The 16,731-nt window shown below is 50.2% G+C and carries 11 protein-coding genes and 1 tRNA gene; 8 read left to right on the top strand and 4 right to left on the bottom strand.

Annotated elements, in window-relative coordinates; genetic code table 11:
* Positions 1-23 precede the first annotated feature (23 nt).
* From BACPLE_RS15855 to BACPLE_RS15840, 4 genes are all read left to right on the top strand, one after another.
* Positions 24-614 carry a condensin complex protein MksE gene (locus BACPLE_RS15855; RefSeq protein ID WP_007563819.1) on the top strand — a complete coding sequence of 197 codons (591 nt, stop codon included), beginning with the start codon at positions 24-26 and terminating at the stop codon, positions 612-614.
* Positions 598-4,254: an ATP-binding protein gene (locus BACPLE_RS15850; protein WP_007563816.1), complete on the top strand. Its 3,657-nt coding sequence runs from the start codon at positions 598-600 to the stop codon at positions 4,252-4,254. The genes BACPLE_RS15855 and BACPLE_RS15850 overlap by 17 nt, the downstream gene beginning before the upstream one ends.
* A gap of 96 nt (positions 4,255-4,350) precedes the next feature.
* Entirely contained in the window at positions 4,351-4,707 is a 357-nt protein-coding gene (locus BACPLE_RS18650) for a hypothetical protein (protein WP_007559766.1), read from the top strand.
* Positions 4,707-5,612, top strand: a complete 906-nt coding sequence (locus BACPLE_RS15840; protein WP_148374551.1) for an IS3 family transposase — start codon at positions 4,707-4,709, stop codon at positions 5,610-5,612. Before BACPLE_RS18650 ends, BACPLE_RS15840 begins: the two co-directional genes overlap by 1 nt.
* Positions 5,613-6,008: 396 nt before the next feature.
* Here BACPLE_RS15840 and BACPLE_RS15835 read toward each other — a convergent pair.
* A tRNA-Thr gene (locus tag BACPLE_RS15835) sits at positions 6,009-6,081 on the bottom strand.
* Between the two features lie 225 nt (positions 6,082-6,306).
* On the opposite strand from BACPLE_RS15835, the gene BACPLE_RS15830 reads away from it, so the two are divergent.
* The 3 genes from BACPLE_RS15830 (at position 6,307) to carB (ending at position 12,057) form a co-directional block, all read left to right on the top strand.
* The gene (locus tag BACPLE_RS15830) at positions 6,307-7,383 is read left to right on the top strand and encodes a glycoside hydrolase family 43 protein (protein WP_040313400.1); all 1,077 of its coding nucleotides are present in this window, start codon (positions 6,307-6,309) and stop codon (positions 7,381-7,383) included.
* A gap of 346 nt (positions 7,384-7,729) precedes the next feature.
* Positions 7,730-8,806 carry a glutamine-hydrolyzing carbamoyl-phosphate synthase small subunit gene (gene carA / locus BACPLE_RS15825; protein WP_007563807.1) on the top strand — a complete coding sequence of 359 codons (1,077 nt, stop codon included), beginning with the start codon at positions 7,730-7,732 and terminating at the stop codon, positions 8,804-8,806.
* A gap of 23 nt (positions 8,807-8,829) precedes the next feature.
* Complete coding sequence (carB, locus tag BACPLE_RS15820; RefSeq protein ID WP_007563805.1) at positions 8,830-12,057, top strand: carbamoyl-phosphate synthase (glutamine-hydrolyzing) large subunit; 3,228 nt, start codon at positions 8,830-8,832, stop codon at positions 12,055-12,057.
* A gap of 120 nt (positions 12,058-12,177) precedes the next feature.
* Here the strand turns inward: carB and BACPLE_RS15815 are convergent, their stop codons facing one another.
* Positions 12,178-13,323, bottom strand: a complete 1,146-nt coding sequence (locus tag BACPLE_RS15815) for a DNA-processing protein DprA (RefSeq protein WP_007563803.1) — start codon at positions 13,321-13,323, stop codon at positions 12,178-12,180.
* Positions 13,324-13,433: 110 nt separating this feature from the next.
* Here BACPLE_RS15815 and BACPLE_RS15810 point away from each other — a divergent pair, with 110 nt between their 5' ends.
* Entirely contained in the window at positions 13,434-14,357 is a 924-nt protein-coding gene (locus BACPLE_RS15810; protein ID WP_007563801.1) for a helix-turn-helix transcriptional regulator, read from the top strand.
* A 50-nt stretch (positions 14,358-14,407) separates the two neighbouring features.
* Here BACPLE_RS15810 and BACPLE_RS15805 read toward each other — a convergent pair whose 3' ends face one another.
* Positions 14,408-15,586, bottom strand: a complete 1,179-nt coding sequence (locus BACPLE_RS15805; protein WP_007563799.1) for a BT_3987 domain-containing protein — start codon at positions 15,584-15,586, stop codon at positions 14,408-14,410.
* Positions 15,587-15,596: 10 nt separating this feature from the next.
* Positions 15,597-16,700, bottom strand: coding sequence for an endo-beta-N-acetylglucosaminidase family protein (locus BACPLE_RS15800; protein WP_007563797.1), 1,104 nt, complete (start codon positions 16,698-16,700; stop codon positions 15,597-15,599).
* Positions 16,701-16,731 lie beyond the last annotated feature (31 nt).

Here is a 16,731-nt window from a genome sequence, read left to right as displayed (position 1 = left end):
ATTCATCCCTATACATTTGACTTATGGAACTGAACATACATATACCTGACAATACTGCGGCCTTGTTCGACTGTCTCCAAAAGGGACAGTTCATCAGTTCGAACAGCTGCAACGAAGCCGTGCGCGACATGTACGACCAGATAGACGACCATTTCGAGGCGCTGTCGGTCTACTTCGCCCAAATCGGCTACACCCTGGAACGGGGCAACGAATACTTTTACTTCTCGCGGGTGGAACCGCGTACCACGCTGGAACAGAAAATCATGCGTGCCTACTACTGGATTGACGTACTCGACCTGTTCAAGACCTACGACGAGACCTTCGGTGCAGGTTTCCGCTTCCAGCCCGAACAGATTCTGGTGGAGGCCAACATCAACGTGATGCTGCAAAACAAGCTCGACGGGCTGCGCAAGCATTTCTCCGACAAGGACGTGCGCAAGGACGTGCTCGACAACCTGATTCGCCAGCTTACCAAGGAGTCATTCCTGGAACTGGAGAACGAGAAGAGCAACACCTACAAGGTGATGAGTTCCTGGCACTACCTGGAACGCCTGATTGAAAGTATCCAAATTTACGACGACACTGAAACGGAAGACAATGAGAAACCTGAATAGAATCATCTTTATCAACAGCGCCAACATTCCCTATGCCGACGACATTTACCTGGACGGGAATGTGCACTTCATCGGCACGCAGGGAGTGGGAAAAAGTACCGTCCTGCGCGCCATCCTGTTTTTCTACAACGCCGACACCCAGAAACTGGGCATCCCCGTAGAGAAGCAGAGCTACACGGAATATTACTTCCCCTACTCCAACTCCTACATCATCTACGAGGTAACCACCGAACAGGGAGCGTTCTGCATCCTGAGCTTCAAGTCGATGGGCCGCGTGTGCTACCGTTTCATCGACTCGCCCTACCGCATGGAGTTCTTTGTCGACGAGAACCGCACGGCCTACAGCGGCAACGACCGTATCCGTGCCGCCCTCGACCAGTATGGAGTGGACTACTCGCGCATCATCTATACCTACGACGAATACCGTAACATCCTCTACGGCAACGGTGCAGGTCCCGAAATGAGCCGCTATTCGCTCATGGAGAGCAAGCAGTACCAGAACATTCCGCGTACCATACAAAACGTACTCCTCAACTCAAAGCTCGATGCGGAATTCATCAAGAAGACCATCATCTCGTCCATCAACGAAGACGAGACCGCCATCGACCTGAACACCTACAAGGAGCACCTGAAGAACTTCGAAACACGCCTGCGCGACATCGAAGAGTTCCAGAAACGCGAAACGCAGAAACAGGCCAAAGAAATCACCTCCCTATCGGCACAGGTGTCACGTCAGCAGACTGCCCTGGTGCAAGGTTGCCGCGAACTGGCCGCTACCTTCCGCCTTACCGAAAGCCAGTTGCCCAAGGCCGAGGAACAGAAGCACCAGACTGAGAAGGCACGTACCGCCCTCCTGAATCGTCGTCAGGAGTTGCAGGAACAGTCGCGCCAGCGCTGCGACAAGATGCAGGAGGCACTGGCCATCCTGAACAACGAACTGCAAAAGGCACAGCAGAAGGAAAAGGAATATGCCCGCCGCCAGATAGAAGAAATCATGGAGCGCTCGGCCCGCAAGGAGGAGTGGAAGAACAAGCAGCAGGGATTGCAGGAAGAGCAGCGCATCCTTACTTCGCACTACACGGAAATCTCCACCAAGTACAAGTCGCTCATCCAGAGCCTCGACGAGCAGTGGAACCGCATCCACGAGGCCAAAATCAAGCAGCTTGAGGGACTGAACAACACGTTCAATGCCCGCATCGAAGAAGCCCGCCGTCAGCACGAAGCGGCTACTGAAGCGCTTTACCAGGAATACGAACAGCTCTCGCAACAACTGCATCCGGAGCGTAGCAGCAAGCAGAACGAACTGACCGCCCTCGACTACCAGATGCAGCTGTGCCGCAAGGAGACCTTCTTCGAAGCCGAACAGGAGGAACTGAAACACCGCATCCAGTCGTACACCGGTCTGCACATGAGCAAGAAGAACCGCATCAACAATGCCCAGCTCATCATCAAGGAACTCACGCTGAAGTGGGAAGAGGAATTGCAGAAGGGACTGAAGGAGAAAGACGAAGCACTGATGCAGTTGCAGGCCGAGCACTTGCAACTCCGCCCGCGTATGGACGAACTGGAAACCTTCCTGAAAAACAGCAAGAGCACCCTGCAAGGCTGGCTCAAGGAGCACAAGAAGGGATGGGAAGAAAATATCGGTAAGCTGTGCGACGAGTCCATCCTCTGGCAGACCAACCTCTCGCCGAAGATTGTGGACGAGGGTACGTCGTTCTACGGCATCTCCATCTCCCTGCAGGACATCGAGCGCCACATCCGCTCCATCGACGACTATCAGGCGGAACATGACAAGGGCATCAAGCGACTGGCTGAAATCCAGGCTGAAACCCTCCGTCTGCAACAGGAGAAAGAGGCCCTGGAAGAGCAGCTGAAAGCCAAATACCAGCCGCGCATCAAGGAACAGAAAGACGTGATAGCCGTGCAGGAATACGAGCTGGAGAAACTGGAACAGCAGTACCAGAAGGATATGCTCGACCTGGACGACTGGAAGAAGAAGGCGGAAGCCGAACGTACTGCCAAACTCCGGAAACTGGAAGAGGAAAAGCAACGCATCGCCGCAGAACTGAAGGAAATTGACGGCAAACTGAACAACCTGAACCGCGAAAAGAGCGAGAAGCTGAACCAGCTGAAGCAGGAATGGAACCGGGTGCAGCAGGACATCGCGCACGAGAAGGAGACACAGGCCGGCAGCATCCGCCTGGAGGATAAGGAAGAACAGCAGCGCATCGCCACGGAGAAAGCCGAATACGAGCGTCAGATGAAGCAGGAACTGCACTCGCAGGGTGCCGACACCGAACGTCTGCAACAGATTAGCAGTCAGTTGCGCGACATCGACCGGGAACTGCAGTTCATCAAGGAGCACGCCACCCTGCTTATCGAGTATCAGAAGGACAAGCGTGACCTCATCGACCACATTCCGGAATGGAAGCGTGAACAGGAGGAACAGAAACGCCAGCTCAGTCAGGAGAAGGACAACCTGCGCCGGGAAACCTCGGGCTTGCAGGAGCAGATTGATGCCCTGAACAAGGAACTGCAGCAGGCAGAGAAGGAAGTAACACAGCTTCAGGCCAACCTGGAGGCGTACAGCAAGATTTCAGCCTACGACTGGTACAAGCCGCATCAGGATATTTTCAATCCCGAGAACCCCGTCACGCTGGAAATCCACACGCCGCGCACCTGCCTGGAACTGATTGACGAACTGGGCCGCACGGACAGCCAGTACATGACGCTGCAAAACCGTCTGCGCAAAGAGGTAAACCTCTTCACCGGCCACTTCGACGAGGAGAATACCTTCAAGTTCAAGACCAAGTTTACCGAGGACTGGGAGTACATCCGCTTTGCCGAGGAACTGCACGACTTCGTGGAAGAGAACAAAATCAGCGAATTCGTCCGCCGCATCAACAACGAGCATTCCGACATCTTCAAGCGCATCAGCATGGATACCTCAATGCTCACGGCTTCGGAAGACGACATTCAGGACCTCATCGGTCAGGTGAACAAGGGATTCCAGACGTGCAACTTCGTGGGCGTTATCCAGTGCATCGAAATGAAGGTGGAAGAAAGCAGTAACCGTGTGGTAAACTGTCTGCGTGCCATCCAGAAGTACTACAACGAGCATGCCTATGACCTCACACCGGGCACCAACCTCTTCTCGTCGGAAAACGAGCAGCTGGTGAAACAGGAGGCCATCGCCCTGCTCCGCGACTTCATCAAGGAGATTCACGCCTACCGCTACGACAGCATCCGCCTGTACGACTCATTCGAGCTACGTTTCCGCATCATCGAGAACAACAACGACACGGGCTTCGTAGAGAAGCTGTCGAACGTGGGTTCGGAAGGTACGGACATCCTGGTGAAGGCCATGATCAACATCATGCTGCTGAACGTGTTCAAGGAAGGGGCTTCGCGCAAGTTCAAAGACTTCAAGCTGCACTGTATGATGGACGAAATCGGTAAGCTCCACCCAAACAACGTAAATGGTATCCTGAAGTTTGCCAACGACCGGAACATCATCCTCATCAACGGTTCGCCTACCGAACTGAACCGCGATGCCTACAAGCATGTGTACCTGCTCACCAAAGGCGCGCAGAGCAAGACACGTATCGCCCGACTTATTTCGGACCAGAAACTGTAGGCTTTTCAGGCTCCATGAATGCCTTTTTCAAAACGTCTTTGCGATTACTCCAAAACTGTAGTGTACTAAATAAGTTGACACAATTTATTTAGTAACATGCGTAAAAATCGAAAGTTCTCAAAGGCAGAATGTCTGTCTTATCTGGAAGAATATATGTGTTCTTCTCAGAACCATAGTGAATTTGAACGAGAAAAAGGTCTGAAACGTACTACAATTAGCCGCTGGCTTCGTATCTTTGGGATTGAAGATAAACCAAGTCCCATTATGAGCAAGAAACTAAGTCAGACCGAGCAGGAGCTTCATGACCGTATTCATGAGCTCGAGCGGAAAATCAAGTCCCTGGAAGTAGAGTTGAAGCAGTCCAACATGGCCCGTGACGCCTACGACTGCATGATTGACCTTGCGGAAAAGACCTATAACATTCCGGTAAGAAAAAACTCCGGTGCCAAGTAATCCGGGGCCTGTCTCAAGGCGGACGCCGTTACCGCGTGCGTCCGCTTTGCAGATTGCTTGGCATATCAGCACAGGGATACTACAAGCATGACTATGCCTCAAACGAGGCTGACATACTCTCTGCCAGCATTGTATTGTACTGCCTGTACGTCCGCCAGAAGGAATGTCTTCCCAAGGCGGGCTGTCGGGAACTCTACACACTCTGCCGTGAATACTTCAGGGAAAAGTTCACCATAGGACGGGACAGGTTTTACAATGTGCTCCGTTCCAACTCGCTCATGCTCAGGCGGACAAGGTACCGTCCTCGTACCACGGACTCCAGACACGGTTACCGTCTTTACAGGGATCTTGTAAACACTTCTCCCAAGTACACGCCTGTGGGCAATGGCCGGCTTGTGGTGGCGGACATCACCTATATCTATACCAGAGAAGGTTTTGCCTATCTTTCACTGGTGACTGACGCCTACAGCAGATACATAGTCGGATACTGCCTGAGCAGGAGTCTGGATGCGGAGGGACCGCTGAAAGCCATGTACATGGCTCTGGAGACCTACCGTGCCTACGGAATCAGTACGGAAGGCATGATACACCACTCTGACCGTGGCGTGCAGTATGCCTCGAAGCAGTACACGAACCTGCTGCTTTCACAAGGCATCAGAATCAGCATGACCCAGACGGGAGACCCGCTTCACAATGCCCTGGCCGAGAGGATGAACAACACCCTGAAGAACGGGTGGCTCTTCAATGAAGGTGATATGGACTTCAGACAGGCAGAGGAAGCCGTAAGTAAATCCGTAGCGATGTACAACAATGCCAGACCACACAGGGCACTGGGTATGAAGACCCCTATGGAAGTCTTTTCAGGCAGAGGAGGAAACCCTCTTATGGAATATCGGTATAACTGAAAGATGTGCTCGTCGGGACGGGTGCTCCCGCCCCTTGCCGCACGGCGCTCCCCGAGCGATGAGTTTTTAGAGAGAAAATATACGGATATTGAGTTTTTGTTGTAGTTTTGCAGAACTGACAACCTTTTTAGGAATATAATGTTTAACCTGTCAACTTAGTCAGGAATTAATCTTCAAACTGACAACTATTTTTAGTACACTTCAAACGCTTTGACGTTTACAATAAAACGCAAGTGCATTCGAAATGAAATGCACTTGCGTTTCAAATGAAACTCCCTTGCGTTTTAGAACAAACGCAAGGGAGTTTTTTATGGCTTATTTTTAAGAATCTTCAAGCAGGCTATATAACAAAAAAAGAGCCTGAAAAACAAGCTCTTTTAAGATTGAATCAGCAGGAGCCGAAAGCGGGACTCGAACCCGCGACTTACTCATTACGAATGAGTTACTCTACCAACTGAGTTATTTCGGCAACGTGTTTCGTTGAAAACGGTTGCAAAATTACTCTTTTCTTGAAACCTGCCAAATAAAAAAGAGATTTTTTTCCGAAAAACTACATTTTTCCGGCCCGTACAACCTGTTTCCGCTACATCACAGGGGCATTTGACACATTATTACGTGTAATTTGTACAATAGTCCCTTGTCTGCCTTCTGACGATTTCCTACTTTTACCCGCAAAATGAAACATTACACTACCATGAAAAAGAAACTGATGATTTCACTGCTGGCACTGGCGTCGCTGGGAGCCGGAGCACAAAACTTGCAAAAGGGAGACTACGGATACTTGTACTGCCACATGAGCGGACGAGGGGAATGGACGGCCTACGCCCTGAGCCGTGACGGCGTACACTTTTACGACCTGATTGATGGCGACCCCGTATACAATGTAGAAGAAATGTCAAAAATAGAGGGAGGAGCACGCGATGCCTTTATCTGCCGCACGTCCGACGGAAAGGGCTACCTGATGGTGACTACCGACATGAGCAACGCCAAGAGCCGCTCGTGGTTCAACTACGGCATCAACCTGCTGAAAAGTGACGACCTGATTCACTGGACTTCTACCACCTTCGACTTCCGCCAGGGACCGGGCATCTTCTGTGACCCTCAATCGCCCGACGTTTATAAGGACTACAGCACCATCAAGCGCGTATGGGCACCGCAGATTTTCTGGGACCCTTCATACGTATGGGCCGATGGCACGAAGGGCGGATACATGATATACTATTCACTGCTTAATCCGGCAGAAGACCAGTACGACCGCGTGTTCTATTCCTATGCCGACGCCACCTTTACACGTCTTACCAAGCCCCGCCTGCTGGTGGACTGGGGATATGCCACCATCGATGCCGACATCAACTATGTGCCGGCCGACGGACTCTACCACATGCTCATCAAGAAAGAAGGAGGTACACCCGGCATCTTTGCCGCCACGGCCACGAAACTGACCGGCCCATACAAAATAAAGGATGAAAATGACTATGTGAAGTTTGAAGGCAACAAGAAGTGTGAGGGCTGCTCTGCCTTCCAGCTGGTGGGCGACTCTACCTGGCGCGTGGCCTACATCGAATACTCCTCCAAACCCAAAAGATACCGCATCTGCCAGGCAGACGAAAAACTCGGCAACTTCCACTCCCCCGTCACTATGGAGGGCGTGAAACATCCGCAGCACGGCTCGTTCATGCGACTCACCGAAGAAGAGTACAAGCGCCTGCAGGAATGGTCGGACAGCATCATGCGCGAAAGAGCCGCCCGTAACAGCGGAGAAAAGAAATAAAAAGAGGAAAATGAAATATTTTTGTAAAAACTTTTGGCAAACATCCTTTCATTTGAACAGAAAACATTATCTTTGCACTCCGAATTATGACGTGACAAAAGAGTTTGATGTATTACTGTATAACACATAGTAAAAAGAATAAGCGCACATTCGGAGTTCCGGCGGAATGGACAAATGCCGGAAGCTATTTCTTTTTTCTTTTATGTCACTTATTTCCTGAATATTTAAGATTTCCTATTTTATCAAACACCCGGAACTGCTTTTCGGCAAGTCCGGGCGTTTTTTCGTATATACGAGAGTAGAATAGAAAAAAATACAAGATATAAAGATTATTAGTAACAAGGTAATGAGAAATGTAACATTGATCCTCGACGACGGGAGCCGCTTTCATGGCAAGTCGTTCGGCTATGAGAAACCGGTAGCCGGTGAAGTAGTTTTCAACACGGCAATGACCGGATACCCCGAAAGCTTGACCGACCCTTCGTATGCCGGTCAGTTGATGACACTGACTTACCCGCTGGTAGGTAACTATGGTGTGCCTCCCTTCACGTTCGAAGCAAACGGACTGCCTACTTTCATGGAGAGCGAAAAAATCCATGCCGAAGCGATTATCGTAAGCGATTACAGTGAAAAATACTCTCACTGGAATGCTGTGGAAAGTCTGGGCGACTGGCTGAAACGCGAACAGATTCCGGGCATCACAGGCATCGACACACGCGAACTGACAAAGGTTTTGCGCGAGCATGGAGTGATGATGGGAAAAATCGTGTTCGACGATGAGCCGGACAACATTCCCGAAGCTACCTATGCAGGTGTGAACTACGTAGACAAGGTTTCTTGCAAGGAAGTGATTCGCTACAACGAAGGCGAAGGCAAGAAAAAAGTTGTGCTGGTAGACTGTGGCGTGAAATCAAACATTATCCGTTGCCTGCTCAAGCGCGACGTGGAAATCATCCGCGTGCCTTGGAACTACGACTTCAACTCTCTGCAGTTCGACGGTCTGTTCATCTCCAACGGTCCGGGCGACCCTGACACCTGCGATGCAGCCGTGCAGAACATCCGCAAGGCCATGCAAAACGAAAAACTTCCTATCTTCGGTATCTGTATGGGTAACCAGTTGCTTTCAAAGGCAGGAGGTGCTAAAATCTACAAACTGAAATACGGTCACCGCAGCCATAACCAGCCGGTACGCATGGTAGGCACGGAAAAATGTTTCATCACCTCGCAGAACCACGGTTATGCCGTAGACAACAACACACTGGGAGCCGACTGGGAACCGCTCTTCATCAACATGAACGACGGTTCGAATGAAGGTATCCGCCACAAGAAGAACCCCTGGTTCTCGGCTCAGTTCCACCCGGAAGCTGCCAGCGGTCCTACCGACACGGAATTCCTGTTCGATGAGTTTGTAAAGTTGCTGTAATCCACTAAAAAACAAAGAAGACAATGAAAGAAAACATAAAGAAAGTATTGCTGTTAGGTTCAGGAGCCCTGAAAATCGGTGAAGCTGGTGAATTCGACTACTCTGGTTCGCAGGCACTGAAAGCACTGAAGGAAGAAGGTATCGAAACCATCCTGATTAACCCGAACATCGCCACCGTGCAGACTTCGGAAGGTGTGGCAGACAAAATCTACTTCCTGCCTGTTACTCCGTATTTCGTAGAAAAGGTCATCGACAAGGAACGTCCCGACGGCGTGCTGCTGTCATTCGGTGGACAGACTGCCTTGAACTGCGGTGTGGCTCTCTACAAAGCCGGTGTGTTCGAGAAATACAATACCCGCGTACTGGGTACTCCGGTGCAGGCCATCATGGATACGGAAGACCGTGAGCTCTTCGTACAGAAGCTGGACGAAATCAACGTGAAGACCATCAAGAGTGAGGCAGTAGAAAACATTGAAGATGCCCGCCGTGCGGCAAAGGAACTGGGTTATCCGGTCATCATCCGTGCAGCCTACGCACTGGGAGGTCTGGGTTCAGGCTTCTGCGACAACGAAGAAGAACTGAACGTGCTGGCCGAAAAAGCGTTCTCTTTCTCTCCGCAGGTACTGGTAGAAAAGAGTCTGAAAGGCTGGAAGGAAGTGGAATACGAAGTAGTGCGCGACCGTTTCGACAACTGTATCACAGTCTGCAACATGGAAAACTTCGACCCGCTGGGTATCCACACCGGTGAATCTATCGTTATCGCTCCGTCACAAACGCTGACCAACAGCGAATACCACAAACTGCGTGAACTGGCCATCCGCATCATCCGTCACATCGGTATCGTGGGTGAATGTAACGTACAGTACGCGTTCGACCCTGAATCAGAAGACTACCGCGTAATCGAGGTAAATGCCCGTCTGAGCCGTTCTTCTGCACTGGCTTCTAAGGCTACAGGTTATCCTTTGGCTTTCGTTGCAGCTAAGTTGGGATTGGGCTACGGACTGTTCGACCTGAAGAACTCGGTAACTAAAACAACTTCTGCCTTCTTCGAACCGGCACTGGACTACTGCGTATGTAAGATTCCTCGCTGGGACTTGGGTAAGTTCCACGGCGTAGACCGCGAGCTGGGCTCCAGCATGAAATCGGTAGGTGAAGTCATGGCCATCGGACGTACCTTCGAAGAAGCCATCCAGAAAGGTCTTCGTATGATTGGTCAGGGCATGCACGGTTTCGTGGAAAACAAGGAGCTGGTTATCGAAGACATTGACAAAGCACTGCGCGAACCGACCGACAAGCGTATCTTCGTCATCTCAAAGGCTATGCGTGCAGGCTACACAGTAGACCAGATTCACGACCTCACCAAGATTGACAAGTGGTTCCTCGACAAGCTGATGAACATCATGCAGACTTCTAAGGAACTCCACGAGTGGGGCAACAACCATACACAGCTTTCACAGCTTCCGAACGAGCTGCTCTACAAGGCAAAACGTCAGGGATTCTCTGACTTCCAGGTGGCACGTGCCATCGGCTACGAAGGCGATATGGAAGACGGTATCCTGGAAATCCGTAACCACCGTAAGAGTGTAGGCATCGTGCCGGTAGTAAAACAGATTGACACGCTGGCAGCCGAATATCCAGCACAGACCAACTACCTGTACCTGACTTATAGCGGCGTGGCCAACGATGTACACTACCTGGGCGACCACAAGAGTATCGTTGTACTGGGTTCAGGTGCTTACCGTATCGGTTCATCCGTAGAGTTCGACTGGTGCGGCGTACAGGCACTGAACACCATCCGCAAGGAAGGCTACCGCTCAGTAATGATCAACTACAACCCTGAAACCGTATCGACCGACTACGATATGTGCGACCGTCTGTACTTCGACGAACTGACTTTCGAACGTGTGATGGATATCCTCGACCTGGAAAACCCTCACGGAGTCATCGTATCTACCGGCGGACAGATTCCGAACAACCTGGCATTGCGCCTGGATGCACAGAAGGTAAACATCCTGGGAACTTCTGCCAAGAGCATCGATAACGCTGAAGACCGCGACAAGTTCTCGGCTATGCTCGACCGTATCGGCGTAGACCAGCCTGAATGGAGCGCACTGACTTCAATGGAAGATATCAACGCATTTATCGAAAAAGTAGGCTTCCCTGTATTGGTTCGTCCGTCATACGTGCTTTCTGGTGCAGCCATGAACGTATGTTCTAACCAGGAAGAGCTGGAACGCTTCCTGCAGCTGGCCGCTAACGTATCGAAGAAACATCCGGTAGTAGTAAGCCAGTTCATCGAACACGCCAAGGAAGTAGAAATGGACGCCGTGGCACAGAACGGTGAAATCGTAGCTTACGCCATCTCTGAACACATCGAATTTGCCGGTGTACACTCAGGTGACGCTACCATCCAGTTCCCGCCGCAGAAACTGTACGTAGAAACCGTACGTCGCATCAAGCGTATCTCTCGTCAGATTGCGAAAGAGCTGAACATCTCTGGTCCGTTCAACATCCAGTTCCTGGCTCGTGAAAACGACATCAAGGTAATCGAATGTAACCTGCGTGCCAGCCGTTCGTTCCCGTTCGTCAGCAAGGTACTGAAGATTAACTTCATCGAACTGGCTACAAAAGTCATGTTAGGCTTGCCGGTAGAAAAGCCCGAAAAGAATCTCTTCGACCTCGACTACGTAGGTATCAAGGCCAGCCAGTTCTCGTTCAACCGCTTGCAGAAGGCCGACCCTGTGCTGGGTGTAGACATGGCTTCTACAGGTGAAGTAGGCTGTATCGGCGACGATACTTCATGTGCCGTACTGAAAGCCATGCTGTCTGTAGGCTACCGCATTCCGGAAAAGAACGTCCTGATGTCTACCGGTACACTGAAACAGAAAGTAGATTTGCTGCAGGCAGCGCGCGCCCTCAAGGCCAAAGGTTACAACATCTTCGCTACCGGCGGTTCTTCTAAGTTCCTGGCAGAAAACGGAGTGGAAAACACCCGCGTATACTGGCCAAGCGAAGAAGGTCAGCCTCAGGCACTGGAAATGCTGCACAAGAAAGAAATCGACATGGTGGTAAACATTCCGCGTGACCTCACTCCTACCGAGTTGGAAAACGGATACAAGATCCGCCGTGCCGCAGTCGACCTGAACATTCCTCTGGTAACCAATGCCCGTCTGGCAAGTGCATTCATCAATGCCTTCTGCTCTATGAGCATTGACGACATCGCTATCAAGAGCTGGGACGAATACAAATAATCCGTACCACTTAAAGATATAGATAAATTAATCCCCTCCAGAACTATTTGTAATGAATGAGTTTTGGAGGGGATTTTTATTTGAGCGCACCATGCGTACAGTTTCCTAAAACCTTTACTACTATACCCTAAACTTCCCTCTTATCGCCTCAATACGTTCCCTCAGTTCAGGAACAAACACTAAGAAACCATTTTCTTCCATAAACACACGGCCATAGCTGTTGCCTTTGTCGGTCATCAAACTATGTACGGAACCGTAAGGGTCAGTCGCAATGTGCAGGGCTTTGAGCTTGTCTATCAATCCACTGCATGTGATACGCTCATACTGCAGATACACAGCTATGATTTTATACACAATGCTATACGGTTTATCGGCCCATTCGAATATCCGCTCGCATTTCTTGACTGTCGTTTTTTTGTCTGGCAAGACCTGAATTCCCTCCATACTTATATCGTGCATGATAGGCTTCATGCAATGTATCTCACGTCCTAATTTACGGGCTTCTTTTACCACGGTCATGCTCTCGTCCTGTTGCTGACATTCCACCACAATCATCTGCTCACATAGGGCAGCCATCAGCCGTTCGCACGGGCAAAGATTCCTACCGGACGGCGTACCAAACCATTTCGTAGAAATCACCAGCCCGCCTTCATCCACAATCCTCCGGCACAAAGCTTCCATTGCCACACCATCAAATCCAACCTCCATAATGGCTATCACGTGACCATCTGCATCCAGGCAGCCTTCCATTGCGGCCACATCGCATGCGTCTGCCAGCCTGCCTACTACGATACAAGATTCCTGTCCATCATGTCCACTACCGTACTTCTTCCCCCACTCACGCGCAATGGAAACATCCTGCGGAGAGGCTTGTGGAGAACCGGTAACAGATACCAACGGCTGCATGTCCAGCAGGCTCCAGTCGCCCATGCCATGCAACAGTATCGGACGAAAAATATCCAGTTCATTCAGTCTGCATGGATAAGACATTTCATTCAGAAACGACACTGTGCGTATGCCCATTGCCTGCTGTCGTGCCAGAATGCGCCCCGCTTCTTCCAACAAATCTGCCGGAAGGTCTTTCACCATCGGAACCAATGAGACACAATCATGGATGCAGACGCTCAGTTCGTCTATATCGCCCCTCAGCTGCAGGGCCAGCAGTTGCTGATGTGACACCGGTGCATGAGCTGCATCATAATCGGCTGTCAATTCTTGTTCCAGTTTCTCGTTCTCTGTAATCAAATGGGATACATAACCTTTCATAAGCGTTTACTTTAAAAATTATTTTGAGACAAATATCTGCACCCACAAGCTCAAAAGATGACCCTGTGAACAAAAAAGTGATATATTTGTGTAAGAATCGCCTACTGACCATGAAAAAATTAAAAGGACAACTGCTGCGCTGGATACTGATTGTGCGAAAACTGCAGAACCAGCCTTACATATCGTTCCGTGAACTGCAACGCGAACTGGAACGTGAGCTTGCATTCCGCGGCTACGACCCGGTATGCTCGGACGCTACCCTGAAACGTGACCTGAATGAACTGAAGGAAGAATTTGGTCTGGACATTACGTACAGTCGCACACACAAAGGATATTCATTGCCAGCCGTCCGGAAAGGATGGCTGGATATGGACTGCATCATTGAGCCGATTGAGGTGATGACTGCCTTAGGCAACCACAGTCTGCCGGAGTACATCTTACCGGAACAATATCAGACGAGGGGGACGCAGTATCTTTCCTATCTTCTTCATGCCATCCGACAGCGCCAGAAAGTGCATTTTCTCTATCGCAAGTATGCAGACAATACCCGCAGCGAACGTACGCTTTCGCCATACGCTCTCAAGGAGTGGCGAGGCAGATGGTATGTATTAGGGGCGGAAGAAAGCGGAAAGATAAAGACTTTCGGACTGGACCGCATTGAGCAGCTCACCCTTCTGCCAGAAATATTTTCCAAAAACGAGGCTTTCGACCCTGTGCAGAAGTTTAAGGATAGTTTCGGCATTTATTCCTCTGAAGAATATCCCATCGAAGAAGTAGTATTCGACTGCGACATGGAAGACGGGAATTACTTGAAATCGCGTCCGCTGCATCCCTCACAACAATTGTTGAAGGAAGAGAACGGAAGAATGGTTTTCAGTCTGCGGGTACGCATCACACCCGATTTTCTGATGGAAATCATGTCGCGCAGCTGGTCACTTCATATCGTGCAGCCGGCATCACTCAGACAACGGCTTTGCAACATCTATCGGGAGGCATTGCAGCGGAATGAATCATCTTCTACGGAAACCACATAAAATAAAAGGCTGTCTTGGAGACAGCCTTTCTTCATTAATAAAACCTATAATTAATCAACCAAAGGGAACATAAAGCCTTTTCCGTCATTATCATCAAACTTAGCTTTTGAAGGAAGAGGCAGATGTTTGGCATTGTTGCTGAAATCCCAGAGCATGGTTTCGTCCTCGGTGATTTCTCCTGTGTCAAGGTTGCGCTTCTTTCCGTTTAGCGGATAATACAGCACCAGATTCTCGTCACTTCCGTCTACCGTTTTCCACATGAACTGCTTCAACTGCTGAGGTGTGCGGGCCGTCTTCCAGAAACGGATTTCACGAACCAACTCGTTCGCACCGCCAATCCAGAAGCCTACCAGACCGTAAGGCCCTGTACGGATTTCACGGTCGGCCACCAGTTCTCCATTCACATATACATAGTTTTTCTTACCGTCGTACACGAAAGCCAACATATACCAGGTGTCGGCCTGTGCCGCAAAGACATCCGCCGGCACGTCAATCTGAGAACCTCCAGTCTTAAACTGAAGCTGGTCGGGACGGATGGTCACGTCGCCGAAGCGAGGATAGATTTCATCGAGTGCACCGGACCCAGACACGAGTTTGGTACCACAGATGGAACGGTTGTTGCTCTGGTATGAGCTACGGTTTACCATGACCTCCATCGTCCACTGGTCCACCTTGAAATCGTCCGGGAACATTTTCGCATCTTCACTGCCGTATCCGTCAATGCGAAGACACTTCGTATTGATGCGCTGTTCCAGTACAATCAGTGATTCAGATTCACTGTCAATCACGGGGACCGTACCGCCACTCAGTTTCACCGGCAAAGCATAGCTTCCCTGCAGGGAGAATTTCACATCCTTGAACTTTACCGGCAGAAATTGCTGCGTCTGCTTGGAGCTGAACACCACCTCCTTGCCTACTTCATACATTTCGGGCGGCAGCATCAGGTAGTCCGTTCCGTGCTTCTTGTTGTATGCTTCCAGCTGTTCCTTGCTGCCGGCTTCTACCGTCACCGTCTTGGCATCGTTTTCCTGCTGTACCAGCGATACGGTGATAGACTTCACATCGACTTCCTTTCCTTCTTCCACGAATACCTGCGAAGATTCACCAGTCTTGATGTAAGCCCCCTGTGCCGACTGGTATTCACTGGTTGCATCCTTGTATAATTCATTCTGGCAGGAACAAGCCAGCAAGGCTCCTGCGAATATGCTGAAATATAATTTCTTTTTCATAATTCAATTTTTAATCTAACTTACCCGGATAAACCACATTTCCTAAGTGCAAGGCTTCTCTGAGCCATTTGTAAGGAGGAGTATTCGCATAGTCGTATTCCATGTGATACGTGCCGATGCCGCCAATGCGTCTGCCGTCGGGAAGGTCCAGCGTGGCATAATCAAAAATCTGACACCCTTCCGGATAAGCATTGATTTCCGGACGCACGCTGGTGTAATTATCTACTCCACCTGTCTGCCAGCCTTGCTCAAACTCTACGGTGATAATGGTCTTCCGCTCCCAGTTTTCAAGGTGAGGCTGATTGATTTTCCTAAGAACCTGCGCGGTGGAACGTTCCCAGTACGCCTGATAAATATAGTGGTCGATGTACTTGGAAGCCTCGGTAGAAAGTTTCTCAGGCTGACCGTCCATTACCAGCATTCTGCCGGCCGGACGCAAACGGTCTGAAAGGGTTTTGATAAATACGAACATGTTCGTATTACCCGAATTTTCGCTGATAATCTCCCCGTTAGCCATCGAACCTGAATGACCATAACCGGGTTCGTAGTCTATGTCGAAACCATCCAGATTATACTTTTCAATCGTATCGCAGATGGCATTTGCATAAGCCTTCACACCTTCCACAAAATTACCACCTCCCTTTTCCACAATCCAGTAATTCTTCGGGTCTTGTCCCGGAGGAGTCATCTGGTCGCCCAAGTCTTGTACAATCCAGCACAGCAGCGCTTTTCCTCCCTTGATTTCCTGGAAAAACTTCAAGTCTTTTTTCTGCTCTTCCGAAAGATTTCCTCGCGTACCCCACAAGGATACGAAGTCTACGCTGTCGGGTAGCATCTTCAGGTAGTTCTGTGCATTGCTGCCTCGTCCGGTCCAGTTGCCGAACCAGCCGAACCCCTTCACATGAGGTGTCTGACGGTATTCTCTCAGTTTGGCAAAATAATCGCGCATGGAGGGAGTCAGGTCGGCTTCACTTTCCGCCTCCAGCAAGGGAATGTATTTCTCCAGATTTTCCTGGTTTTCGAAGGTTTCTCTTTCAGGCACGTTCCATTCGGAACAGGCCACGAAGCCTGCCGCCAGCAGCAGGGCTCCTGCATATCTTATGATTCTTTTCATCACTTCATTTGTTTGACATTTCCGTAAAACT

Source organism: Phocaeicola plebeius DSM 17135, from assembly GCF_000187895.1.
GTDB classification, from domain to species: Bacteria; Bacteroidota; Bacteroidia; order Bacteroidales; family Bacteroidaceae; genus Phocaeicola; species Phocaeicola plebeius.
Note: the sequence above shows the minus strand (reverse complement) of the source record. Positions and strands in the feature narration are given on the sequence as shown.

What these genes read in the sequence shown, in the direction of transcription:
- BACPLE_RS15855 (WP_007563819.1), top strand. Translation starts at nt 24, where the DNA reads ATGGAACTGAACATACATATACCTGACAATACTGCGGCCTTGTTCGAC.
- BACPLE_RS15850 (WP_007563816.1), top strand. Translation starts at nt 598, where the DNA reads ATGAGAAACCTGAATAGAATCATCTTTATCAACAGCGCCAACATTCCC.
- BACPLE_RS18650 (WP_007559766.1), top strand. Translation starts at nt 4,351, where the DNA reads ATGCGTAAAAATCGAAAGTTCTCAAAGGCAGAATGTCTGTCTTATCTG.
- BACPLE_RS15830 (WP_040313400.1), top strand. Translation starts at nt 6,307, where the DNA reads ATGAAAAAGAAACTGATGATTTCACTGCTGGCACTGGCGTCGCTGGGA.
- carA (WP_007563807.1), top strand. Translation starts at nt 7,730, where the DNA reads ATGAGAAATGTAACATTGATCCTCGACGACGGGAGCCGCTTTCATGGC.
- carB (WP_007563805.1), top strand. Translation starts at nt 8,830, where the DNA reads ATGAAAGAAAACATAAAGAAAGTATTGCTGTTAGGTTCAGGAGCCCTG.
- BACPLE_RS15815 (WP_007563803.1), bottom strand. Translation starts at nt 13,323, where the DNA reads ATGAAAGGTTATGTATCCCATTTGATTACAGAGAACGAGAAACTGGAA.
- BACPLE_RS15810 (WP_007563801.1), top strand. Translation starts at nt 13,434, where the DNA reads ATGAAAAAATTAAAAGGACAACTGCTGCGCTGGATACTGATTGTGCGA.
- BACPLE_RS15805 (WP_007563799.1), bottom strand. Translation starts at nt 15,586, where the DNA reads ATGAAAAAGAAATTATATTTCAGCATATTCGCAGGAGCCTTGCTGGCT.
- BACPLE_RS15800 (WP_007563797.1), bottom strand. Translation starts at nt 16,700, where the DNA reads ATGAAAAGAATCATAAGATATGCAGGAGCCCTGCTGCTGGCGGCAGGC.